Source organism: Variovorax sp. AB1(2024) (genome assembly GCF_037482385.2).
In the GTDB taxonomy this organism is placed as follows: domain Bacteria; phylum Pseudomonadota; class Gammaproteobacteria; order Burkholderiales; family Burkholderiaceae_C; genus Variovorax.
In genome coordinates this window covers 5484389-5505912 of sequence record NZ_JBBHKP020000001.1, presented here as the reverse complement: position 1 = coordinate 5505912, position 21524 = coordinate 5484389, and the positions used below count along the sequence as shown (strand labels likewise).

Sequence of the window (21524 nt, the reverse complement as noted above, 5' to 3'; positions counted from 1 at the left end):
TTACGTCACGGCGTGGCGGCGCAGGAATCCGTGGCGTGGGGCGATCCAGTCGGCCGTGCCGGCGGCGGTGGTGGCGGTGCCGGTGAACAGCGTGCTGTCTTCGGCCAGCAGGAATTGCAGGCCCCCGGCGCCGTTCAGCACCTGCAGCGTGGCGCCGCCGAGGTCGAGCGATTCGCCGGGCGCGGGTTGCAGCACGGATGCTTCGGGCCACGCTTCGCGCACCGCATCTTCCAGCGGCAGCGCCAGCGTCGACCAGATCCGGCGCACGCGGCCCGGTGCGGCATTGCGCAGCGCCGCGATATGCGCGGGGCTCGCCGGCGCAGGGTCGATCAGCACGCAGTCGCCGCCTTCGATGCCCGCGAAATAGCTGTGCGGCAGCGCGCCAGCCGCGTCGGCCGGCCCCGTGACCCGCCAGATCCGTGGCGACAGCCGCATCACCAGCCCGGTCTCGAGTGCATAGCGCCCGCCGCCCTGGCCGTCGGGGTCGACGCGCCCGACCTCGTCATATGCCGGCTCTTCCATGTTCACCGGCCGCCGTCCCTGTGGGCCGTCCGCGAGGCGGGGCATGACGCGCGGAATGTGCTTCAGCCCGCGCGCATGGGCCATGAGTTCCCGCACGCTCGAGAACTGCGCGAGCTGCTCGAGGATGCGCCGCGTCACGTTCATCAGCTTGAGTCCGCGCGCCGGGGAAACGGCATCGGCAGGCTGCAGCCACAGGTGCTCGACCGTCTCGCGCCCGTCGGGCCGCACCGTCTGCCCGTCGGGCATCGATGCCAGGAAGAAGCGGGTGTCGAAGCGGCGCGGCATGCCCGGCGGCGTGAGCCAGTGCGTGAAGTACGCGAGCCGGTCCACCGCCAACTGCCAGCCGTGGGCTTCGCACATGGCAACCAGCGCGTCGGTGCCTTGTTCCGCTGCATGGCGCATGGCCGAAAGCTGCCCGGCCGGCATGCCGTCGAGCGCCACCAGCCCGCCCTGGCTCGCCTTGTCCGTCGCGAACAGCAGGCCGGCCTCCTCGAAGCATTCGCGGATCGCGGCCGCGTAGTAGTCGAGCCCGCCTTCGGGCACCGCGAGGCGCTCGCTCGCGGCGGCATCGTCGAGCCCGCTGCACTGCGCGTGAAGGCTGCGGTCGTGCGCGTCGATCACGCCTCCGGGGAACACGCTCGCGCCGCTGTTCTGGTCGTCGGCCTTCTCGGCGCGGCGCAGCATCAGCACCTCGAGTCCGTGCGTGCCGTCGCGCAGCACGATGAGCGTGGCCGCGTTGCGCACTGGGCGCAACGCGGCGGGTTTTTGCCGTGTCTCGTTGTTCTGGGTGTTCATGGGCCGTCATTCTCGCGCCGGCCGGCCGCTGGCACACAGGTGACAGCCGCACCGCGCGGCTGTCGCGCGAAGGACCGTGCGAAATACGGTGCGCCGCTTAACTTCAATGCACTTTGTTGAAGGACGCCTGATGCATTTCGAATTCACACCCAAGGTGATCGCGCTGCGCGACGAGTTGTTGAAGTTCATGGACGAACACGTCTACCCGAACGAAAAACGCCGCGAAGAAGAGCTGGCCGCCAACGCCCGCGCCGGCCGTCCCTACGCCGAGCTGCCGATGATGGCCGGCCTCAAGGCCAAGGCGCGCGAGCGCGGGCTGTGGAACCTTTTCCTGCCCGAGGCCGAGCACGGCCCGGGCCTGACCAACGTCGAGTACGCGCCGCTGTGCGAGATCATGGGCCGGCGCTACTGGTGCGCCGAGATCTTCAACTGCTCCGCGCCCGACACCGGCAACATGGAAGTGCTGGCGCGCTACGGCACCAAGGCCCAGCAGGAGCGCTGGCTCACGCCGCTGCTGGCCGGGGAGATCCGCTCGTCGTTCGCGATGACCGAGCCCGAGGTGGCATCGAGCGACGCCACCAACATCCGCTGCAGCATCCGCCGCGAAGGCGACGAGTACGTCATCAACGGCCGCAAGTGGTACATCACCGGTGCCATGCACGAGCGCTGCGAGATCTTCGTGCTGATGGGCAAGACCGACCCCGACAACGCCGACCGCCACAAGCAGCAGTCGATGATCCTGGTGCCGAAGAACACGCCCGGCGTGACCATCGTGCGCGACATGCAATTGCTCGGCATGTACGACCCGCCCTTCGGCCACCCCGAGATCGTGTTCGACAACGTGCGCGTGCCGGTGGAGAACATCCTGCTCGGCGAAGGCCGCGGCTTCGAGATCGCGCAGGGCCGCCTCGGCCCCGGCCGCATCCACCACTGCATGCGCGCCATCGGCATGGCCGAGTCGGCGCTGGAGATGATGTGCCAGCGGCTGGTGTCCCGCACCGCGTTCCACAAGCCGCTGTCGGAGCAGGGCGTGTGGCGCGAGCGCATTGCCGAGTCGCGCATGCTCATCGAGCAGTCGCGCTGGATGGTGCTCAACGCCGCCTACCGCATGGACACCGTGGGCAACAAGGTCGCCGCGAAGGAGATCGCGATGATCAAGGTGCTCACGCCCAACAACTGCGTGAAGGTGATCGACTGGGCCATGCAGGCCTTCGGCGCGATGGGCCTGAGCCAGGACACGCTGCTTACCCACTTCTACGCCTACGAGCGCCACCTGCGCGTGGCCGACGGCCCCGACGAGGTGCACCGCAACGCCATCGCCAAGCAGGAGCTGGCGGCGTACCGCTAAGGCAGCGGCGCGCGGCGGGAAGATGCCCGGCGCTCAGGCCGGCACGGGCGCTTCCCACGCAAAGCCCACGCCGTACACCGACCGGATCCAGTCATGCTCCGGCGTCACCGCGCCGAGCTTGCGGCGCAGGTTCTTCACGTGGCTGTCGATGGCGCGCTCGGTCACGTCCACGGTGTCGTCGTAGGCCAGCTCCAGCAGCCGCGCACGCGAGAAGATGCGGCCCGGGTGCCGCGACAGCACCTGCAGCAGCCCGAACTCGCGCCGCGTGAGGTTCAGCGGCGTGCCTTCGAGCGACGCGCGCCAGTGCACGTCGTCCATCACCAGGCCCGGCGCATCGTTCTGCGCAGAGCCCTGGCCGGGCATGTTGCCGGGCGCGGTGCGCCGCAGCACGGCGCGCACGCGCGCCACCAGCTCGCGCGGCGAGAAGGGCTTGCACACATAGTCGTCGGCGCCGAGCTCCAGGCCCAGCAGGCGGTCGACCTCTTCGATGCGCGCGGTGAGCATGATGATCGGATGCGCGGTGTGTTCGCGCGCGCGGCGCAGCACCTCGATGCCGTCCAGCCGCGGCAGCATGATGTCGAGCAGCGTGAGGTCGGGCGGCGTGGCCACGATGCTCTCGAGCGCGCTCTGCCCGTCGGTGAAGTGCGTGGTCTCGTAGCCGGCATGGCGCAGGTAGTCCTGCACCACGGAGGCGATGTCGGTTTCGTCTTCGACGATGACGATGCGTGTCATGAGGAGGTGGCCAGTGGCAGGGTGATGGTCACGCGCAGCCCGCCGAGCGGCGATGCCGACGCTTCGATGGTGCCGCCGTGCGCCTCGATGGTCGCGCGGCAGATCGACAGGCCGAGCCCGGAACCGCCGAGCTCGCGGCTGCGCGAGGTCTCGCCGCGGAACAGCCGGTCAAACAGGCGCGGCAGTTCCTCGTCGGGCACGCCGGGCGTGCTGTCGTCGAACAGCAGCGTGAGGCAGTTGCCCGTGCGGGCGCCTTCGACGATCACGTCCAGCCGCAGCTCGCCGCCTTCGTCGGTATAGGCCAGCGTGTTCTCCAGCAGGTTCATGAACACCTGGTGCAGCCGATGCGCGTTGCCTTCGATCACGGGCTGCGCCGGGCCCGTGACACGGTCGACCGCATGCCGGTCGACCTCGATGCCGCGCTTGGCGAAGCGGTCGCGCGTGTGGTCCAGCGCCTCTTTCAGCAACGACAGCGGGAACACCGTGGTCATCTGCAGGTCGCCCTGCGGCTCGCGCATGCTGCTGCGCAGGTCGTCGACCAGCTGGCCGAGGCGTATGACCTGGCGGTGCAGCCGCAGCGCCGTGCGCTCGTCGAAGGTGCGAACGCCGTCCTGCAGCGCCTCGATCTCGGCGCGCATGGCGGCCAGCGGCGTGCGCAGTTCATGCGCCGCGTCGGCCAGCCAGGCGCGGCGCGAGGCCTCGACGGTGTCCAGGCGCTGCGCCATGTCGTTGAAGGTCTTGCCCAGCAGGGCGAGTTCGTCCGACCCCTGCACCGCGACGCGGGTGGACAGCCGGCCGCGCGCCACGTCCTGCGCGGCCTGGGTGAGTTCGTCGATCGGCCTGAACCAGCGTCGCGCGAGCAGCCACGACAGCACCAGCGCAAAGCCCAGGCCGCACAGGCCGGTGAGCACGATCACGCCCGACTGGCGCGCGACGAAGGCGCGGTCGGCCTCGCTTTCCAGCCCCTCCAGCGGGGCGAGCGCGAGGTAGCCGACGACCGACTTGTTGTGCCGGATCGGCATGCGCGCGGCGTTCGCCATGTCGATGTCGGCGCCCACCACCCGCTTGCCGCCCGCGTCCAGCACCGCCAGGCGCTGGAAGATGGAGTCGTGCATGCCGCGCGGGTCCGGAAACACCCAGGGCGGCGGTGCGCCGAGCATGCGGCGCGGCATCAGGTCGAGCTGCGGCGGCGGACCGCCGCCCGGGCCGCTGTCCGGCGGCGGTTCGGGGCGCATGGCGCGGTATTCGTACCAGGGCGGCAGCCGCCGCTCGTCGCCGCTGGCGGCGGTGCTGTCGAGCAGGCTGGCGAAGCGGCCCATCTGCAGGCGCTGCCAGGCGTCGTCGTTGTCGCGCAGGTGCTTCCAGTCGCCGTTGGCCACGTAGTTCTTGAGCACCAGCTGCGCAAGCCAGTCCATGCGCCGGATTTCGATCTCGGCCACGTAGGAGCCCAGGCCCCGCTGCAGCGCAACGATCGACAGCCCCGCGAAGCTGATGAGCAGCACGATCAGCAGGGCGGCCAGCGCCAGGAAGATCTTGCGGGAGAGGGTCAGTTGCGGCATGGGCAAGGCGAGGGCATGGCCGCATTCTGCGGCACGCCTGGCGGAGGAGAGAAGAGGAGGTGGCAAGCCGATGATGCAGGCGGAATTTGGAGGAAATTGGGAGGAATTCCGGCCGGGCTTCTCCATCTTTCCTCCCAGATGGGGCCGCAGCATAGGGCCATGAATCCGGAACCGAGCCTTGCGCTGTTGGGTGCGATCACCGTGTTCCTGGGCCTCGTAGCCCCGGCATGGTGGCTGCTGGTCCGCTGGGCCGAGGGCCGCGCGACGCGGCCGTCCGGCGCACGGCCCGCCGGCCCCATCGAGCACGAGCAAGAACAATGACCCACCACGACACATCCTCCATCGGCCGCCGCGGCCTGCTGGCCACCCTCGGCGCCGCCACGCTGACTGCCGCCTCCACGCGTACCGCCGAGGCCGCCGCGCCAAGGCTGCCGCTGACCGCGCAGACCACCGAGGGCCCCTACTACCTCGACGTGGCGCAGGTCCGACGCGACATCACCGAAGGGCTCCAGGGCGTGCCGCTGGACGTGCGCTTCACCGTGTGCGATGCGGCGGGCAAGCCGCTGCCCGGGCTGCGCGTGGACATCTGGCATTGCGACGCGCAGGGCCGCTACTCGGGCTTCCCGGCGCAGGGCGACGACCGCTCGGGCGCCTTCGAAGGCAAGACCTTCCTGCGCGGCAGCCAGTTCACCGGCCGCGACGGCACCGCCGCCTTCGCCACCGTCTATCCGGGCTGGTACGCGGGGCGCACCACCCACATCCACATGAAGGTGTTCAAAGAAACCCGCGCCGTGCTCACCTCGCAGTTCTTCCTGCCCGATGCGCTCAGCGAGTTTCTGTACACGCAGGTCCCGCTCTACCAGCGATCCCGCGTGCGCGACACGCTCAACAGCGTCGACGGCATCGCCCTGAGAGCCGGTGACACGGTGCTGGGCGCGGTGCGCGAGGAGCGCCAGCGCTATGTGGCCACGCTCGCGCTGGTGGTCGACCCGGCCGCCGACCCGGTGGTGGACCGCCCGCCCCGCCCGGGCGGCATGCCGCCGCAAGGTACGCAAGGCACGCCCGGGATGCCGGCCATGGGCGTCGGTGGAAGGCCCGTACACCCCCGCGCACTGGAAGGCGCCGCGCGCATCAAGGCGCTGGTGCCGCCGCGCACCACGGGCTGAGCCCGGCGTTCATTGACGTCGAGCGCTTCCTCCACCAGCAGGATGCGACCCAGGGCTTCGGCCCCCGGCTTCAGAAAGACGTTCCGATCTGGAACTGGAAGCGCTGCGTGCGGTCGGCCGCGATGTTGTTGGCCGTGTCTTCCTTCTGGTAGAGCAGCGGCACCGCATACGCCAGCCGCAGCGGCCCCAGCGGCGAGATCCAGCTGATGCCGATGCCGGCCGACGCGCGCAGGCGGTTCTGCGCCTTCCACTGTGCGTCCGTCATGCTGGCGGTGCGGTCGGCGAACACGTTGCCCGCGTCGAAGAAGCTGTACAGGCGCAGCGTCTTGTCGTTGCCCGCGCCCGGGAAGGGCGTGCTGAACTCCATGTTGAAGATCGCCTTGCGCGTGCCGCCCAGCGCGCCGTCGGTGACCGAGTCTTTCGGGCCGAGCGAGTTCTGCTCGAAGCCGCGGATCGAGCCCAGGCCGCCGGCATAGAAATTCTTGAAGATCGGGTAGGTGCTGTCGCCGAGCGCGCGCGCATAGCCGAGCTGCCCGTTGACGGCCAGCGTGTACTGCTTCGACAGCGGGAAGTACTGCTGGTACTGGTAGTTGGTCTTCAGGTAGCGCAGCTCGCTGCCCACGCCCACTTCGAGGTTGGCGCTTTGCAGCTTGCCGCGCGTGGGCACCAGCGCGCTGTCGCGGTCGTCGCGCGACCAGCCCAGCGTGGCCGGAATGCCCACCACGCTCGACTTCGCGCAGGTCACGCTCGGCGCGGTGCCGGTGCACTTGAAGTAGTCGAGGTAGGCCTGCGGCGTGGCGGTGTACACGTAGGAGCCGTCGACCAGCGCATAGGTGCCGTTGGTGCCGGGCGTGAACGAATAGCGCTCCACGCCGATGCCCAGGTACACCGTGTCCTGCTCGCCCACCGGCAAGCCGAAGCGCACCGAGCCGCCGTCGCTGGCGAGCTTGTAGTTGCCGTCGGCCTCGTAGTAGGGCCGCGTGGTGGTGTGGAACACGTTCAGCGTGCGCGAGATGCCGTCCTTGGTGAAGTACGGGTCGGTGGCCGTGAGCGAGATGGTGCGGTTGTACGAACTGGTGTTCACGTTCAGTCCCAGGTAGTTGCCGCTGCCGAACACGTTCTCCTGCGTGATGCCGAAGCTCAGCGACACCTTGTCCGTCGACGAATAACCCGCGCCCAGCTGCAGCGAGCCGGTCGGCTTCTCCGTCACGTTCACGACCAGGTCGACCTGGTCGGGCGAGCCGGGCACGTCGACGGTGTCGATGGTCACGTCGGTGAAGAAGCCCAGGCGGTCGATGCGGTCGCGCGAGGCGCGGATCTTGTTGCCGTCGTACCAGGCGCCTTCGTATTGGCGGAACTCGCGGCGGATCACCTCGTCGCGCGTCCTGGCATTGCCGCCGATGTTGATGCGCCGCACGTAGGCGCGACGCGAGGCTTCCGCCTTCAGCACGATGGTGACGCGGTTGTTCGCCCGGTCGATCTCCGGCTCCGCCTTCACGCGCGCGAAGGCATGGCCGAAGGTGCCGAAGTAGTCGGTGAAGGCCTTGGTGGTGGCGGCCACGTCGTCGCCGTTGTAGGGCTGGCCGGGACGGATGGTGACCAGCGTCCTGAACTCGTCGTCGCGGCCCATGTAGTCGCCCGAGAGCTTCACGCCGGCCACCGCGAACTTCTCGCCCTCGGTGATGTTGATGGTCAGCGCGATGGTCTTGCGGTCCGGCGAAATGGCCACCTGCGTCGAGTCGATGCGGAACTCCAGGTAGCCGCGCGTGAGGTAGTAGGAGCGCAGCGTTTCCATGTCTCCGTTGAACTTGGTGCGCGAGTACTGGTTCGACTTCGTGTACCAATCGAGCCAGCCGCCGGCGTCCTGGTCGAACAGGTCGAGCAGCGTGCTTTCGCTGAAAGCCTTGTTGCCCACCACGTGCACTTCCTTGATGCGCGCGGGCTCGCCTTCGGTCACGGTGAAGGTCAGGTTCACGCGGTTGTTCTCCAGCGGCGTGACGGTGGTGATCACCTGCGCGTTGTAGAGGCTGCGGCTGATGTACTGCCGCTTGAGCTCCTGCTCGGCGCGGTCGGCCAGTGCCTTGTCGAAGGCCTGCCCCTCGGCCAGGCCGATCTCGCGCAGCGCCTTCTGCAGCGCGGCCTTGTCGAACTCCTTGGCGCCGACGAAGTCGACGTCGGCGACGGTGGGGCGCTCCTCGACGATCACCACCAGCACGTTGCCTTTCACGTCGATGCGCACGTCCTTGAACAGGCCGAGCTTGAACAGCTCGCGGATGGCGTTGGCGCCGCGCTCGTCGCTGTAGGTGTCGCCGGTGCGCAGTCCCATGGTGGCGAACACGGTGCCGGGCTCGACGCGCTGCAGGCCTTCGAGGCGGATGTCCCTCACGGTGAACGGATCGGTGGCCCATGCGGGGAGGGCCGCCAGCGAGGCAAGCAGCACGGCGGCCGTTGCGAGTGACTTCGGTAAGTGCATCGCCGCATGGTCTGCGTCAATGTCGTAGAAATTTGGGACTCCCCGCGTCCGCCGGGGTTGTGCCGTTTCCCGGCGCTACTGCAGTCTTTCGCGGCAGTTCTGCTCGTGGTCTTCCAGCGAAAGCGATCCCTGTATTTCCAGCAGGCGCTCCACCGTGCGGTCGATGCCCTGCGCGTCCAGCAGGCGGTAGGTGCGCGCGGTGCGCCCGTTGTTGCGCACCAGGCGCGCGATGTAGGGCAGGTCCTGCTGCGTGATGACCGCGGCGGGCATCACGCCTTCCAGCTCGATGCCCTCGCAGGGCAGCAGCACGAAGTACTGCAGGCGCAGGTCGTCGGGCAGCAGGCTGCGCAGCTGCGTGGTCTTGCGCCCGCCCTGCCATGCGGGGTCTTTCACTTCGCGCGCGTTCTTGCAGCCGTTCACCTGCAGGAACCAGCGCGGCGGCGACTGGTCCGACTTCTTGCGATAGACGAAGGCATTGCGCCAGCCCTTGATCTCGAACAGGTAGACGCCGGTCTCGCACACCACCACGGCGTCGATGCGCGCGGTGCGCACCGCGTGGCCCTCGGGCATGGGTATGACGAGGTTGCGAAGAATGCGCAGGTGCGAGAAGGCGGGGCTGAATGCGTTGGCGAGCTGCTGCACGCCCAGCGACGATGCGATGGTGCTTTGCAAGGCAATGGTCATGGATGGGGCTCCTTCGGCCCCGGAGCATTGCGCGGCTTTTGGGAGACTTTTCGTACGAGGTGTTTCGGCCGGTCGCCGCATCCGGTGTGCACGCAAACAACAGTTCGCGCAAAGACGAGGCATTCACAAGATTCCTCCGAATTTGAACGAGACCATGCGTGCCTGCCGCTCGATGTAGAGCGGTTGAAAACCGGAGAACCTGAATGAAGAAATCCCTCACGGCATTCGCTGCCCTGGCCGTCTGCGGCCTGGCCTCTGCCCAATCGTCCGTCACGCTGTTCGGTGTCGTCGACGCCGGCGTGACCTACCAGTCGAACACCGCGCGCGACACCGTCACGGGCCTGTCGAACAAGCAAAGCAAGTGGAGCCTGGGCAACTCCGGCTACAACTCCAGCCGCATCGGCTTTCGCGGCACCGAAGACCTCGGCGGCGGCCTGGCCGCGAGCTTCTGGCTCGAAGCGCCCATCACCAACGACGACGGCGCCACCGGCGTGTCCACCTTCAACCGCCGCTCCACCGTGAGCCTGTCGGGTGGCTTCGGCGAGCTGCGCCTGGGCCGCGACTACACGCCCACCTTCTGGAACGACACCGTCTTCGATCCGTTCGGCACCAACGGCTCGGGCACCAACGTGATCAGCACCGTCAGCGGCAACACCACCATCAACAACGCCAACTACGTGCGCGCCAGCAACTCGGTGGGCTACTTCCTGCCGCCGAACCTGGGCGGCTTCTACGGCCAGGTGCAGTACAGCTTTGCCGAGAACACCAGCACCAGCGCCACCAGCACCACGGCCGCAACGAGCAGCAGCGCAGGGCGCTACGTGGGCGGGCGCTTCGGCTATGCCAACGGGCCGCTGGACATCGCGCTGGGCGTGGGCCGCAGCACCGCCGTGGACACCGCCGCGCTGGAGCGCAGCGTGCAGACCATCAACCTGGGCGCTTCGTACGACTTCGGTCCGGTCAAGCTGTTCGGCGAGCTGTCGAACGTGAAGAACAAGTTCGACTACGCGGCCGCGGCCGACACGCACGACAGCTACAACGGCTACCTGATCGGCGCGACCGTTCCGGTGGGCGCCGGCCTGATCCGCGTGGCGTATTCGCAGGTTCGCTACAACGAAGGCGCCGCGGGCGTCACGGGCGAGGACCCGCTGGCACGCAAGCTCGCGGTCGGCTACGTGCACAACCTGTCCAAGCGCACGGCGCTGTATGCGACGGTGGCGCGCGTGAACAACCGCAACGACGTGAACTACACCGGCAGCCTGGTGTCGGCCAGCACCACGGGCTACGGCAGCACCGGCGTGGGCTTCTCGGGCCTGCCGCGTTCGTCGACCGGCTACGACTTCGGCATCCGCCACGCGTTCTGACGCGCGGCGCGCACTGTGCGGGGAAAGAGGGCGCATGCCCTCTTTCTTCGTTGCCCGTTCGTCCATCCACAGCAACGAGTTTTCAATGAACCGACTCCGACTCCTCGTGGGCGCCCTGGCGGGCGCAAGCCTCGCGGGCTGCATCGTGCTGCCCCCGCCGCCCATGCCCTACCACCGGCCGCCGCCGCAGTTCGGTCCCCGCATGCCGCCGCCGGGCTGGCAGGCCTGCGAAGCGCCGCGCGGCGGCCCCGGCAACGAATGCGCACGCGGTGCCGAGGCACCGCCCGAGGGAGCCCGCCGATGACCGGCGGACTGCAGACCGGCCATCTCGGCACCATCATCGCCGGCGTCATTCTCCTGGGCCTGGGCGGCGTGCTCTGCATGATGGGCTCGCTGTTCGTCGCCAACATGCGGCAGGGCGCGAGGGCGCGCGAGCGCGCGGCGCAGTCCATGCAGGACATGCGGCAGCGGCTGGGCGCCAGCCGCGTGCAAGACCTGCGGCCGCTGCTCGACGCGGCCTCGGGCCAAACGGCTCGCGAGACCATCCGCGTGGACATCCAGCTGCCGCAGGAGGCAGTGCCCGTGCTCGCGATCGGCTCGGAGCTCGGCGAGCTGTTCGCCAAGGTCACGGCCTACGCAGCCAGCGTGATGCGCGCCGACGCGACGCTGCAGGTGTGCGCGCATGCGGACGGCAGGCATGCCGTGATCCACTGGCGCGACCTGGATGCCGCCGATGCGAGGCCGCCCCTTGCACGGTTCTTCGACCGCACCCATGCGGCGATCGTCAGGGCCAGCGCCGATGCCTGCGAACGCATTGCCAGCCACCACGGCGGGCGCATCTATTCGGCACCGCACGCAAGCGGCGTGCTGGGGCTCACGCTGCGCCTGCCGCTCCTGCAGCCGCGGGCATAGCGACCCAACATGGACAAATGGTAATGAAGCGGCGGCGCGTTCTCTGGTTGAATCGCGGCTAGGATCGTTCCGGCGGCGCCCGGATGGACGGTGGGCCGGCCGACTCCATCGCCATGAGCACCAGAACTCAGTCACTCCCCGCTCTCCTTCCTTCGCCGGCCCACTCCGCTGCCTCGCACGATGGCGCGGCGCCCAAGTGCTAGGCGCCACCGCCATGTGGCGCTGCCTCATCGTCGAGGACGACGCCGACAACGCCCGCTACATCGCCGAGGGCTTCCGCTCGCTCGGCCACGTGGCCGTCATCAGCCGCGACGGCACCGACGCGCTCGCGCGCGCGACCGGTGAGTCGTGGGACCTGGTGATCCTCGACCGCATGCTGCCCAACGAGGTAGACGGGTTGTCGATTCTTTCGACGATGCGCGCACTGGGCAAGAAGACGCCGGTGCTGGTGCTCAGCGCACTGAGCGCGCTCGACGAGCGCGTGCGCGGCCTCAAGGCCGGCGGCGACGACTACCTTGCCAAGCCCTTCGCCTTCTCGGAGCTCTCGGCGCGGGCCGAAGCGCTGGTGCGGCGCTCGCGCACCGGGCCCGAGATCCGCATGCTGCAGGTCGCCGACCTGACGCTCGACCTCGCGCGGCGCCACGTGGAGCGCGCGGGCCGGCCCATCGCGCTGCAGCCGCGCGAGTTCAGGCTGCTGGCCTACCTGATGATGCATCCGGGCCAGGTGGTCACGCGCACCATGCTGCTCGAGGCCGTGTGGGACTACCAGTTCGACCCGCAGACCAACGTGATCGACGTGCAGGTGAGCCGCCTGCGCGGCAAGCTCGATGCGGGCGGCGCGCCGACGCTGATCCACACCGTGCGCGGCGTGGGCTACACGCTGGCACCGCCGCAATGATCCGCACGCTGCGCCAGCTGTGGCGCTCGGTCGGCTTCAGGCTGGCCTTCTATTACGGGCTGCTGGTCGCGATCACCATGCTCGCGGCGCTGGCCATCGTCTACATGCAGACGGTGGGCGTGCTGCAGCAGCGCATGGTGCGCCAGGTGTCGGCCAGCATGCAGCAGCTGATGGTGCGCTACGACGCGCGCGGCGCCGACGGCGTGGCCGGCGAGATCGGCTACGCGCTGGCCGACGGACGCAACTCCGACAACGAGATCTACCTGCTCACCGACCGCGAGGGCCGCAAGCTCGCGGGCAACCTCGACCAGATTCCCTCGCTGGCCCCGGACGCCGGCGACGGCGTGCACCGGCGCGTGGTGCGCTCGGGCCAGAGCGCCATCGGCTACATCGTGATGAAGCACCTGCCCGACGGCGGCCTGCTGGTGGTGGGGCACGACCTGCGCGACCAGGAGTCGATCGAGTCGCTGGTCGCGAGCGCGAGCGCGGCGGCGGGCATCGTGGCGGTGCTGCTGCTGATCGGAGGCACCTTCGTCTTCCGGCAGGAGCTGGAGCGCAGCGTGGGCGCGGTGCGGCGCACCGCGGCGCGCATCGCGGCCGGCGAGCTGCAGGAGCGGGTCGAGCCGTCGGGCGAGGAAGACGAGTTCGCGCTGCTGGAGCACGACATCAACGCGATGCTCGACCGCATCCAGTCGCTGATGGACGGCGTGCGGCATGTGTCCGACACCATCGCGCACAACCTGCGCACGCCGCTCACGCGCGTGCTGGTGCGCTTGCGCGCGGCGGAGCAGGGGCTGGGCGCCGACGACCCGCAGCGCGAGGCCGTGGCCACCGCCATCCGCGAACTCGAGGAACTGGCCGTGGTGTTCGAGACGCTGCTGCAGATCGCCGAGGTGGAGGCGGGCGCGCGGCGGCAGCAGTTCGCGCAGGTGGCGCTGCACGTCATAGCCGACGACGTGGCCGAGCTGTACGAGGCGGTGGCCGAGATGCGCAACATCACGCTGCTGCGCGAGCCGGCCGACATGGCCTTCGCGCTGGGCGACCGCGACCTGCTCGCGGGCGCGGCCGCCAACCTGCTGGACAACGCGCTGAAGTACGCGGGCGACGGCGCCACCGTGCGCATCGGCACGCACACGGTGGACGGCAGGGCGCAGCTGTTCGTGCAGGACAACGGGCCGGGCGTTCCGCCCGCCGAGTTCGAGCGCATCGGCGTGCGCTTTCATCGCCTGGACCGCAGCACGCCCGGGCACGGCCTGGGGCTGGCGAGCGTGCAGGCGGTGGTCGCGCTGCACGGCGGGCGGCTGCAGCTGGGCGACGCCGCGCCGGGCCTGCGCGTGTGCATCGACCTGCCGGTGGCCGGCGACTGACGCGCACGCAGGCTCGGCCGGCTTCCACACATTGCCGAACGGCAATGTTCTGTTCATACACACCGGGCTCCTGAATTCCTAGGATCGGCTGCGCACGTCTTGTGCCGATCAATGCAGTTCCAGGAGACATCAACGGTGAGAATCAAGAGTCAGAGAGACTTCTGCTCGGGCGTACTTTTCAGCGCCTTCGGCGTGGCCTTCGCATGGGGCGCCACGACCTACAACGTCGGCAGCGGCGCCCGCATGGGCCCGGGCTACTTTCCCCTGATCGTGGGCATCCTCATTGCCTTCATGGGCGTGCTGATCACGCTCAAGGCGCTCAGCGTGGAAACCGAAGACGGCGAGCCCGTCGGCCGCATCGCATGGAAGCCGCTGGCCTTCATCATCGGTGCGAACCTGATGTTCGGCGTGCTGCTGGGCGGCCTGCCGAGCATCGGCCTGCCGTCGATGGGGCTCATCGTGGCGATCTACGCACTGACCTTCATCGCCAGCCTGGCGGGCGACAACTTCGGCTGGAAGGGCGTGACCGTGCTTGCGACCATCCTCGCGCTGGGCAGCTACCTGGCCTTCGTGGTGGCGCTCAAGCTGCAGTTCCAGGTGTGGCCGACCTTCATCGCAGGCTGATTCACATAGAAGAACAAGACAAGACAAATGGACCTGATTACCAATCTCTCGATCGGCTTCGGCGTCGCCTTCACGGCGCAGAACCTCGTCTATGCCTTCGTGGGCTGCCTGCTGGGCACGCTGATCGGCGTGCTGCCGGGCATCGGCCCCGTGGCAACCATCGCGATGCTGCTGCCCGCCACCTATGCGCTGCCGCCCGTGTCGGCGCTGATCATGCTGGCCGGCATCTACTACGGCGCGCAATACGGCGGCTCCACCACCGCCATCCTGGTGAACCTGCCGGGCGAGTCTTCTTCGGTGGTGACCGTGATCGACGGCTACCAGATGGCGCGAAAGGGCAGGGCCGGGCCTGCGCTCGCGGCCGCGGGGCTGGGCTCGTTCTTCGCGGGCTGCGTGGGCACGCTGATCCTGGCTGCGTTCGCACCGCCGCTGACCGAGCTGGCCTTCAAGTTCGGGCCTGCCGAATATTTCTCGCTGATGATCCTGGGCCTGATCGGCGCCGTGGTGCTGGCCTCGGGCTCGCTGCTCAAGGCCATCACGATGATCCTGCTGGGCCTGGCGCTGGGCCTGGTCGGCACCGACGTGAACTCCGGCGTGGCGCGCTACAGCTTCGACATTCCGGAGCTGACCGACGGCATCGGCTTCATCGCCATCGCCATGGGTGTGTTCGGCTATGGCGAAATCATTGCCAACCTGGCCGTGCCCGAGCATGAGCGCGAAGTGTTCACCGCCAAGGTGAAGGGCCTGTGGCCCACCAAGCAGGACTTCAAGGACATGACGCCCGCCGTGCTGCGCGGCACGGCGCTGGGCTCCGCGCTGGGCATCCTGCCGGGCGGCGGCGCGCTGCTGTCGGCCTTCGCGGCCTACACCATCGAGAAGAAGATCAAGCTCAAGCAGGGCGAGACCGCCTTCGGCAAGGGCAACATCCGCGGCGTGGCCGGCCCCGAGTCGGCCAACAACGCCGGCGCGCAGACTTCCTTCATCCCGCTGCTCACGCTGGGCATTCCGCCCAACGCGGTGATGGCGCTGATGGTGGGTGCCATGACCATCCACAACATCCAGCCTGGCCCGCAGGTGATGACCAGCAACCCCGAGCTGTTCTGGGGCCTGATCGCCTCGATGTGGATCGGCAACCTGATGCTGATCGTGCTGAACCTGCCGATGATCGGCATCTGGATCAAGCTGCTGACCATTCCCTACAAGTGGCTCTTCCCGTCGATCGTGCTGTTCTGCGCTGTGGGCGTGTACTCGGAGAACAACAACACCTTCGACGTGTGGATGGTGGCGATCTTCGGCATCGTGGGCTACCTTTTCCTCAAGCTCAAGTGCGAGCCCGCGCCGCTGCTGCTGGGCTTCATCCTGGGGCCGATGATGGAAGAGAACCTGCGCCGCGCGCTGCTGCTGTCGCGCGGCGACTGGAGCGTGTTCGTGATGCGGCCGCTGTCGGCAGGCCTGCTGGCCGCCGCCGCGCTGCTGCTGGTGGTGGTGCTGCTGCCTTCGGTGAAGGCCAAGCGCGAAGAAGCCTTCGTCGAGGACTGAAGCACCGAGGCAGCGAGGCAGCGCCCGGTGCGGAACTCCGCGTCATACTCGCGGTCCCACGGTGCCGCTGCCTTCCCCCGATGCCAAACGTGCGATCCACAGCCTCCCTGACCCTTCTGCGGGCGCTCGCCGCGAGCGCCCTTTTCGTCGCCGCCGGCGCCCTGCATGCGCAGGCCCTGCCGCCGGGCGTGCGGCTCGGCATGACGGCCGACGAACTCCAGGCCGCGCTGCCCGCCGCCGAGCGCGTGCAGCGGCCCCAGCGCCTGGGCGGCGGGCTGCTCGGCAGCTGGCGCGGGGAACCCGTGCAGATGGCCGGCCTGCTGTTCGAACCCACCTTCTTCTTTGCCGCTTCCGAGCTGCGCCGCGTCGAGTACGTGGCGGCGGCGCAAGGCACCCCCGACAGCGGCGCGGCTGCCTTCGCCGCGCTGGTGCAATGGGGCCGCGGCGCATTCGGCAACGAGCTGGCCTCGCGCGACCCGGGCAGCGCGTATGCAGCATGGGTGAGCAACGACACCGACGTCTACGTGCAGCAGGTCAGCGACCCGCGCCGTGCGAGCGTGCGGCTGGTCTACAAGGCGCGGCAGCTGCGCGACGGCAGCGAACTCTGAACGGGCGCCCCGGCCTGCGTCAGGCCGGGCCGCGCCGCTCGAGCTTTTGCAGCGCCACTGCGAGCTCTTCCACATCGACCGGCTTCAACAGGTGGTGGTCGAAGCCGGCCTGGGCAATGCGCAGCCGGTCGTCGGGCTGGCCCCAGCCCGTCAGCGCGATCAGCCCGATGCCATGCAGCCGCGGATGCGCCCGCAGGCGGCGCGCCAGCTCGCAGCCATCCATGCCGGGCATGCCGATGTCCAGGATGCCGACCGACGGATGGAAGTGCTCGGCCTTCGCCAGCGCATCCAGGCCGCTGAACGCCACGGCGGCCTGCGCACCGAGCAGGCCCAGCAGCGCAGCGAGCGACTCGGCCGCGTCGCGGTTGTCGTCCACCACCAGGATGCGGTGCTGCACGGCCATCGTGGCCTGCGGGGCGTCGGCTTTCGCGCCGGTCTGCACACCGTGGCCGAGCAGCGGCAGGGACACCGTGAACTCGCTGCCCCGGTTCGCGCCCTCGCTGCTTGCGGTGACCGTGCCGCCGTGCAGCTCCACCATGCTCTTCACCAGCGTGAGGCCGATGCCCAGGCCGCCCTGCGCGGCGCGCGCGGTGCCGCTCACCTGCACGAACATGTCGAAGATCGCGCCCAGCATGCCGGCTGGAATGCCTGCGCCGGTGTCCTTCACGCGCACCACCGCATGGCCCTGGCCATCGTTCTCGACGAACACGTCGATGCGTCCGCCCTCGGGCGTGTACTTGGCTGCGTTGTTCAGCAGGTTCGCGAACACCTGCGTGAGGCGCACGCTGTCGCCCTTCACGGCCAGCGAGCCATCGGCGACGTGCACTTCGAGCGCATGTCGGCCGGCGTCCATCAGCGGGCGGCTGAGTTCCACCGCGCCGCGTATCACCTGTTCCAGCACCAGCTCGTCGAGCTGCAGTTCGATCTTGCCGCGCGTGATGCGCGACACCTCCATCAGGTCGCTCACCAGCCGCACCATGTGGTCGAGCTGGCGGCCCATGAGGTCGTAGTAGGGCCGGGCGGCTTCCGACGTGAGCGGCTTGCGCTTGAGGATGGCCAGCGCGGTGCTCAGCGGCGCCATGGGGTTGCGCAGCTCGTGCGCCAGGGTGGCCAGGAATTCGGTCTTGCGCCGGTCGGCCTCGTTGAGGTCTTCCAGGATGCGGCGCAACTCGTACTGCCGCCGCCGAGCGCGCAGCGCGCTGCGCAATGCACTCACCAGCGAGGCCACGCGGATCGGGCGCTCCAGCACGGTGACGTTGGCCATGCCTTCCATGGCGTTGGTGATGGCGCGCGAGTCGGCGCCTTGCCGCGCGAGTATCAGCACCGGCAGGTCGGACCACGGTGGCTGCACCGCCACGGCCGCGGCGAGTTCGGTGGCGCCGCTGCCCGCGAGCATTTCCTCGGAGATCAGCAGCGCGCCGGCGCCGCGTTCCGTCTCGCGCAGCAGTTCCGGGAGATTGGCGCACACGTGTGTTTCTATGCCCGCCTGCTGCAGCACGGCGGTGGCCATCACGGCGTCCTTCGCGGTGGCCGTTCTCATCAGGACGCGCAGCTGCGGATCTCGCGGCAGCGGCGGCTGGATAGTGTGGCCGTCCGTCACGTCGGGGGCGTGGCAACGCCGTCGATCGGCACGGGCACGCCGGTGAGGATGCCGCGGAAATGGCGCAGCGGCTCGCCCACGATCAGGCCTCGCCCGTCCATCGAGAACGCACGGATGGAGCGCTCATGCGTGCCGCCGCGCTTCTTGAGCACCGAGATGGCCTGGCGCACTTCGCCCTCGGCCTCGTAGTAGCGCAGCAGCACCACGGCGTCGGCCAGGTAGCTCGCGTCCACGGGGGTCTGCATCTGCATGCCGATGAGCCCGTGCTGCGCGCCGACCAGCAGCGTGGCCACGCCGGACTGCCCGAGGTAGGTGAGCAGTTCGTGCAGCTGCACGATCAGAAAGCGTTCGTCCGGCATCGCGTTGAGGTAGCCGTTCAGGCTGTCGATGACGACCACCTTCGCGCCGTGCAGCGTCACGGCCTGGCGGATCTCGTGCACCAGCTCGCCGGGGGAAAGTTCCGCCGGGTCGACCTGCTTGATGCGGATGCGGCCCGATTGGATATGCGGCTCCAGCTTCATGCCCAGGCCGGCGCTGCGCGTGCGCAGGGTGGTGACGCTCTCGTCGAAGACGAAGAGCGCCGCAGCCTCGCCGCGCTCGGCCGCGGCGATGGCGAACTGCACCGCCACCGACGACTTGCCCGTGCCCGGCGCGCCGACGAGCAGGGTGCTGGTGCCCTTCTCGAGCCCGCCGCCCAGCAGCGCGTCCAGGGCCTCGATGCCGCTGGGCAGCTTGGTCAACGTGGTGTCGCTGACGTGCTCGGCCGCAACCAGCCGCGGAAACACCTGAAGGCCGCCGCGATGGATCTTGTAGTCGTGGTAGCCGCCGCGAAACGACTGGCCCCGGTATTTCACGACCAGCAGGCGGCGGCGCGCGGAACCGTAGTCGGAGTTCGACTGCTCCAGCCGCACCACCGCGTGCGCAATGCTCTGCACCTGCAGGTCGTGCTCGGTGGCGGTCATGTCGTCCAGCAGCAGCACCGTGCACTGGCGCCCCGCGAAGAACTGCTTGAGCGCCAGGATCTGCCGGCGGTAGCGCAGCGAGGTGCCCGAGAGCAGCCGCAGCTCGGACAGCGAATCGAACACGATGCGCGAGGGCTTGATGGCCTCCACGTCGCTCAGGATGCGCAGCGTGGTTTCGCTCAGTTCCACCTCGGAGGGATGGAACATGGTGTATTGCTCTTCGGGCTGCAGGCTGTCCTGCGTGGGCAGCATCTCGCGCACGTGCACGTTGTCGATGTCCCAGCCGTGGGAGACAGCCACGCCGCGCAACTCGTGCTCGGTCTCGGACAGCGTCACGTAAAGCACCGACTCGCCGCGCGCCGCGCCTTCGAGCAGGAACTGCATCGCGATGGTCGTCTTGCCAGCGCCGGGCGTGCCTTCGAGCAGGTAGAGCCGGTTGGGCTCGAGGCCGCCGCCGAGCACGTCGTTCAGTCCGGGTACGCCCAGGCTCAGCAGTCGCTGATGGTCAGGCTCCATGGTGGCTTCTCCATTCCATGAGTGAATGAGGTCAATGCCGCATTCAAGCATCGAAGCCCTGGCGGCTCGTGCAGGACGGCGCCGCGTGGCGGGCCGCGGGAGCGACTATGGGAAATGTCCTGCACGGGGCAGCGGATTCGTCCGGCTGGCCGCCTGGGGCGGCTGGAGAAACTGCCCTTCCGGCCGCGGCCGCCCTTCTTTCCTTCTTAATTTGTTCTTCAGGAGAAGACGATGCGCGAAGACACAGAGATCCGCATTCCCCAGGACGATGAACGGATCGACGTCACTGACCTCAAGGAGGTCGACTATTGGACCCAGTGGTTCGGCGTGAGCGAGGAGCGCCTGCGCACGGCCGTGGCGTCGGCCGGCACCGTCAAGGACGACCTGCGGGTCTACCTCGGCCTGCCTTGATGCTTGCGGGCTGCCTCAGCCCGCGGCGAGCATGCCGCGCTCTTCGATGAAGGCCACCACCTCGGCCACGCCGGTGAGCGTCTTGAGGTTGGTCATCACGTAGGGCCGCTGGCGGCGCATGCGCTGCGTGTCCTGTTCCATCACGTCGAGATTGGCTCCCACGTACGGTGCGAGGTCGGTCTTGTTGATGACGAACAGGTCGCTCTTGGTGATGCCGGGACCGCCCTTGCGCGGAATCTTCTCGCCGGCGGCCACGTCAATCACATAGATGGTGAGGTCGGACAGCTCGGGGCTGAATGTGGCCGCGAGGTTGTCGCCGCCGGATTCGACGAACACCACGTCGGCATCCGGGAAGTCCTCGAGCATGCGGTCGATGGCCTCGAGGTTGATCGAGGCGTCTTCGCGGATGGCGGTGTGCGGGCAGCCGCCGGTTTCCACGCCCATGATGCGCTCGGCCGGCAGCGCGCCGGCCACGGTCAGCAGGCGCTGGTCTTCCTTGGTGTAGATGTCGTTGGTGATGGCGACGAGGTCGTACTTTTCGCGCATCGCCTTGCAGAGCATTTCGAGCAGCGTGGTCTTGCCTGAGCCCACCGGGCCGCCGATGCCCACGCGCAGCGGCGGCAGTTTCTTGGTGCGGTGGGGAATGTGGTGCAGGGCGGAGGTCATGGGGAGGTGTCCGGTTCAGCTTCGGAAGAGGCGGGAATATTGTGTTTCATGGCGGGCCGACAGCACCGCCAGCAGGGGCGCGAAGGCCTGGCGTTCGTCGTCGCCCAGGGCGATGGCGCGGGTCACTGCATCGGGGATTTCGTTGGCCAGCCGCCCGAGGATGCGCTGGCCCGCGCTCTGGCCCAGCGGCACGGCCTTGACGGCGGCGGCGACCATGTTCTCGGCCCAGCCGAAGGCGAAGGCGAGGCAGCAGTCGTGCACCGCGGCGTCGGTGCGGCTGGCCGCGAAGGCGAAGGCGATGGGGTAGCTGGCGGGAAGTTCGGCGAAGGCTTCAGCCGTGTCGGCGTGGTGCAGCTTGAGCCACTCGACGAAGGAGCGGCCCATCTGCTCGGTCTGCAGGAAGAATTCGGCGGATTCACGGGTGGCCAGCACCCATTGGTTGAGCTGGCGCACGCGTTGTGCGTCATTGGCCCGCCAGGCTTCCACAGCCTGCGCGAAAGCTGCCAGGTCACCGCGCGCGAAGCTCAGGTGCAACTGGTCGGCGAGCCATTCGGCGGCTCGCGGCTCGGAGTCGATGCCGGCCCATTCGACAGCTGCTTCCACGCCTTCGGAGTAGGAGAAACCACCCACGGGGAGTGCGGGAGAGGCGAGCCAGATGAGCTGCAGCAGGCTGCTGGGACCGGCTGTCATGTCAGTGGGTCGCGCCTGTTCGGGGCGCTGCTGTTCGGGGCGTGTGCACAGGCCGCCGGGTACTCCCCTCCGCGAATGTCCCCCGGCC

At 68.8% G+C, this 21524-nt stretch carries 21 protein-coding genes; 12 read left to right on the top strand and 9 right to left on the bottom strand.

Annotated features, from left to right (window positions below):
• Positions 1–1317: an NUDIX domain-containing protein gene (locus WIX39_RS25790; protein ID WP_409196174.1), complete on the bottom strand. Its 1317-nt coding sequence runs from the start codon at positions 1315–1317 to the stop codon at positions 1–3.
• Between the two features lie 130 nt (positions 1318–1447).
• Here WIX39_RS25790 and WIX39_RS25785 point away from each other — a divergent pair, with 130 nt between their 5' ends.
• Positions 1448–2665 carry an acyl-CoA dehydrogenase family protein gene (locus tag WIX39_RS25785; protein WP_106937001.1) on the top strand — a complete coding sequence of 406 codons (1218 nt, stop codon included), beginning with the start codon at positions 1448–1450 and terminating at the stop codon, positions 2663–2665.
• Between the two features lie 33 nt (positions 2666–2698).
• On the opposite strand, the gene WIX39_RS25780 is transcribed toward WIX39_RS25785, so the two are convergent.
• Together WIX39_RS25780 and WIX39_RS25775 are read right to left on the bottom strand one after the other, a co-directional pair.
• A complete protein-coding gene (locus tag WIX39_RS25780) occupies positions 2699–3397 on the bottom strand; it encodes a response regulator (protein WP_106937002.1) in 699 nt (232 codons plus the stop codon).
• Positions 3394–4956 (bottom strand): ATP-binding protein, encoded by a 1563-nt coding sequence (locus WIX39_RS25775; protein ID WP_285410066.1) that lies wholly within the window; start codon positions 4954–4956, stop codon positions 3394–3396. The genes WIX39_RS25780 and WIX39_RS25775 overlap by 4 nt, the downstream gene beginning before the upstream one ends.
• Before the next feature lie 159 nt (positions 4957–5115).
• Here WIX39_RS25775 and WIX39_RS25770 point away from each other — a divergent pair, with 159 nt between their 5' ends.
• The gene (locus tag WIX39_RS25770; RefSeq protein ID WP_409196173.1) at positions 5116–5277 is read left to right on the top strand and encodes a hypothetical protein; all 162 of its coding nucleotides are present in this window, start codon (positions 5116–5118) and stop codon (positions 5275–5277) included.
• Positions 5274–6122, top strand: a complete 849-nt coding sequence (locus WIX39_RS25765) for an intradiol ring-cleavage dioxygenase (protein ID WP_409196172.1) — start codon at positions 5274–5276, stop codon at positions 6120–6122. Before WIX39_RS25770 ends, WIX39_RS25765 begins: the two co-directional genes overlap by 4 nt.
• Positions 6123–6192: 70 nt before the next feature.
• On the opposite strand, the gene bamA is transcribed toward WIX39_RS25765, so the two are convergent.
• Both bamA and WIX39_RS25755 read right to left on the bottom strand, forming a co-directional pair.
• On the bottom strand, positions 6193–8595 hold the full coding sequence (gene bamA, locus WIX39_RS25760; RefSeq protein WP_409196171.1) for an outer membrane protein assembly factor BamA: 2403 nt from the start codon (positions 8593–8595) through the stop codon (positions 6193–6195).
• 75 nt (positions 8596–8670) lie between these two features.
• Complete coding sequence (locus WIX39_RS25755; RefSeq protein ID WP_409196170.1) at positions 8671–9279, bottom strand: nuclease-related domain-containing protein; 609 nt, start codon at positions 9277–9279, stop codon at positions 8671–8673.
• A gap of 203 nt (positions 9280–9482) precedes the next feature.
• Between WIX39_RS25755 and WIX39_RS25750 the strand changes: the two genes are divergently transcribed.
• The 8 genes from WIX39_RS25750 to WIX39_RS25715 all read left to right on the top strand — a co-directional run bounded on the left by WIX39_RS25750 (position 9483) and on the right by WIX39_RS25715 (position 16591).
• On the top strand, positions 9483–10643 hold the full coding sequence (locus WIX39_RS25750) for a porin (protein WP_409196169.1): 1161 nt from the start codon (positions 9483–9485) through the stop codon (positions 10641–10643).
• A gap of 85 nt (positions 10644–10728) precedes the next feature.
• Positions 10729–10947 carry a hypothetical protein gene (locus WIX39_RS25745; protein ID WP_285410073.1) on the top strand — a complete coding sequence of 73 codons (219 nt, stop codon included), beginning with the start codon at positions 10729–10731 and terminating at the stop codon, positions 10945–10947.
• On the top strand, positions 10944–11555 hold the full coding sequence (locus tag WIX39_RS25740) for an ATP-binding protein (RefSeq protein WP_409196168.1): 612 nt from the start codon (positions 10944–10946) through the stop codon (positions 11553–11555). The genes WIX39_RS25745 and WIX39_RS25740 overlap by 4 nt, the downstream gene beginning before the upstream one ends.
• A 214-nt stretch (positions 11556–11769) precedes the next feature.
• Complete coding sequence (locus tag WIX39_RS25735) at positions 11770–12453, top strand: response regulator transcription factor (protein ID WP_081267899.1); 684 nt, start codon at positions 11770–11772, stop codon at positions 12451–12453.
• Positions 12450–13820, top strand: a complete 1371-nt coding sequence (locus tag WIX39_RS25730; RefSeq protein WP_409196167.1) for a sensor histidine kinase — start codon at positions 12450–12452, stop codon at positions 13818–13820. Before WIX39_RS25735 ends, WIX39_RS25730 begins: the two co-directional genes overlap by 4 nt.
• A gap of 135 nt (positions 13821–13955) precedes the next feature.
• Positions 13956–14444, top strand: a complete 489-nt coding sequence (locus WIX39_RS25725; RefSeq protein ID WP_409196166.1) for a tripartite tricarboxylate transporter TctB family protein — start codon at positions 13956–13958, stop codon at positions 14442–14444.
• 27 nt (positions 14445–14471) lie between these two features.
• On the top strand, positions 14472–15983 hold the full coding sequence (locus WIX39_RS25720; RefSeq protein ID WP_081267901.1) for a tripartite tricarboxylate transporter permease: 1512 nt from the start codon (positions 14472–14474) through the stop codon (positions 15981–15983).
• Positions 15984–16063: 80 nt separating this feature from the next.
• A complete protein-coding gene (locus WIX39_RS25715) occupies positions 16064–16591 on the top strand; it encodes a hypothetical protein (RefSeq protein ID WP_409196165.1) in 528 nt (175 codons plus the stop codon).
• Positions 16592–16610: 19 nt separating this feature from the next.
• Here WIX39_RS25715 and WIX39_RS25710 read toward each other — a convergent pair whose 3' ends face one another.
• Positions 16611–18131 (bottom strand): hybrid sensor histidine kinase/response regulator, encoded by a 1521-nt coding sequence (locus tag WIX39_RS25710; RefSeq protein ID WP_409196164.1) that lies wholly within the window; start codon positions 18129–18131, stop codon positions 16611–16613.
• A 56-nt stretch (positions 18132–18187) separates the two neighbouring features.
• On the bottom strand, positions 18188–19669 hold the full coding sequence (locus tag WIX39_RS25705) for an ATPase domain-containing protein (RefSeq protein WP_081267903.1): 1482 nt from the start codon (positions 19667–19669) through the stop codon (positions 18188–18190).
• A gap of 231 nt (positions 19670–19900) precedes the next feature.
• Here WIX39_RS25705 and WIX39_RS25700 point away from each other — a divergent pair, with 231 nt between their 5' ends.
• Complete coding sequence (locus WIX39_RS25700; RefSeq protein ID WP_081267904.1) at positions 19901–20080, top strand: DUF3606 domain-containing protein; 180 nt, start codon at positions 19901–19903, stop codon at positions 20078–20080.
• Positions 20081–20095: 15 nt separating this feature from the next.
• Here WIX39_RS25700 and ureG read toward each other — a convergent pair whose 3' ends face one another.
• Together ureG and WIX39_RS25690 are read right to left on the bottom strand one after the other, a co-directional pair.
• A complete protein-coding gene (ureG, locus tag WIX39_RS25695; RefSeq protein ID WP_409196163.1) occupies positions 20096–20746 on the bottom strand; it encodes an urease accessory protein UreG in 651 nt (216 codons plus the stop codon).
• Positions 20747–20761: 15 nt separating this feature from the next.
• A complete protein-coding gene (locus WIX39_RS25690) occupies positions 20762–21436 on the bottom strand; it encodes an urease accessory protein UreF (RefSeq protein WP_409196162.1) in 675 nt (224 codons plus the stop codon).
• Positions 21437–21524 lie beyond the last annotated feature (88 nt).

What these genes read in the sequence shown, in the direction of transcription:
- WIX39_RS25790 (WP_409196174.1), bottom strand. Translation starts at nt 1,317, where the DNA reads ATGAACACCCAGAACAACGAGACACGGCAAAAACCCGCCGCGTTGCGC.
- WIX39_RS25785 (WP_106937001.1), top strand. Translation starts at nt 1,448, where the DNA reads ATGCATTTCGAATTCACACCCAAGGTGATCGCGCTGCGCGACGAGTTG.
- WIX39_RS25780 (WP_106937002.1), bottom strand. Translation starts at nt 3,397, where the DNA reads ATGACACGCATCGTCATCGTCGAAGACGAAACCGACATCGCCTCCGTG.
- WIX39_RS25775 (WP_285410066.1), bottom strand. Translation starts at nt 4,956, where the DNA reads ATGCCGCAACTGACCCTCTCCCGCAAGATCTTCCTGGCGCTGGCCGCC.
- WIX39_RS25770 (WP_409196173.1), top strand. Translation starts at nt 5,116, where the DNA reads ATGAATCCGGAACCGAGCCTTGCGCTGTTGGGTGCGATCACCGTGTTC.
- WIX39_RS25765 (WP_409196172.1), top strand. Translation starts at nt 5,274, where the DNA reads ATGACCCACCACGACACATCCTCCATCGGCCGCCGCGGCCTGCTGGCC.
- bamA (WP_409196171.1), bottom strand. Translation starts at nt 8,595, where the DNA reads ATGCACTTACCGAAGTCACTCGCAACGGCCGCCGTGCTGCTTGCCTCG.
- WIX39_RS25755 (WP_409196170.1), bottom strand. Translation starts at nt 9,279, where the DNA reads ATGACCATTGCCTTGCAAAGCACCATCGCATCGTCGCTGGGCGTGCAG.
- WIX39_RS25750 (WP_409196169.1), top strand. Translation starts at nt 9,483, where the DNA reads ATGAAGAAATCCCTCACGGCATTCGCTGCCCTGGCCGTCTGCGGCCTG.
- WIX39_RS25745 (WP_285410073.1), top strand. Translation starts at nt 10,729, where the DNA reads ATGAACCGACTCCGACTCCTCGTGGGCGCCCTGGCGGGCGCAAGCCTC.
- WIX39_RS25740 (WP_409196168.1), top strand. Translation starts at nt 10,944, where the DNA reads ATGACCGGCGGACTGCAGACCGGCCATCTCGGCACCATCATCGCCGGC.
- WIX39_RS25735 (WP_081267899.1), top strand. Translation starts at nt 11,770, where the DNA reads ATGTGGCGCTGCCTCATCGTCGAGGACGACGCCGACAACGCCCGCTAC.
- WIX39_RS25730 (WP_409196167.1), top strand. Translation starts at nt 12,450, where the DNA reads ATGATCCGCACGCTGCGCCAGCTGTGGCGCTCGGTCGGCTTCAGGCTG.
- WIX39_RS25720 (WP_081267901.1), top strand. Translation starts at nt 14,472, where the DNA reads ATGGACCTGATTACCAATCTCTCGATCGGCTTCGGCGTCGCCTTCACG.
- WIX39_RS25715 (WP_409196165.1), top strand. Translation starts at nt 16,064, where the DNA reads ATGCCAAACGTGCGATCCACAGCCTCCCTGACCCTTCTGCGGGCGCTC.
- WIX39_RS25710 (WP_409196164.1), bottom strand. Translation starts at nt 18,131, where the DNA reads ATGAGAACGGCCACCGCGAAGGACGCCGTGATGGCCACCGCCGTGCTG.
- WIX39_RS25705 (WP_081267903.1), bottom strand. Translation starts at nt 19,669, where the DNA reads ATGGAGCCTGACCATCAGCGACTGCTGAGCCTGGGCGTACCCGGACTG.
- WIX39_RS25700 (WP_081267904.1), top strand. Translation starts at nt 19,901, where the DNA reads ATGCGCGAAGACACAGAGATCCGCATTCCCCAGGACGATGAACGGATC.
- ureG (WP_409196163.1), bottom strand. Translation starts at nt 20,746, where the DNA reads ATGACCTCCGCCCTGCACCACATTCCCCACCGCACCAAGAAACTGCCG.
- WIX39_RS25690 (WP_409196162.1), bottom strand. Translation starts at nt 21,436, where the DNA reads ATGACAGCCGGTCCCAGCAGCCTGCTGCAGCTCATCTGGCTCGCCTCT.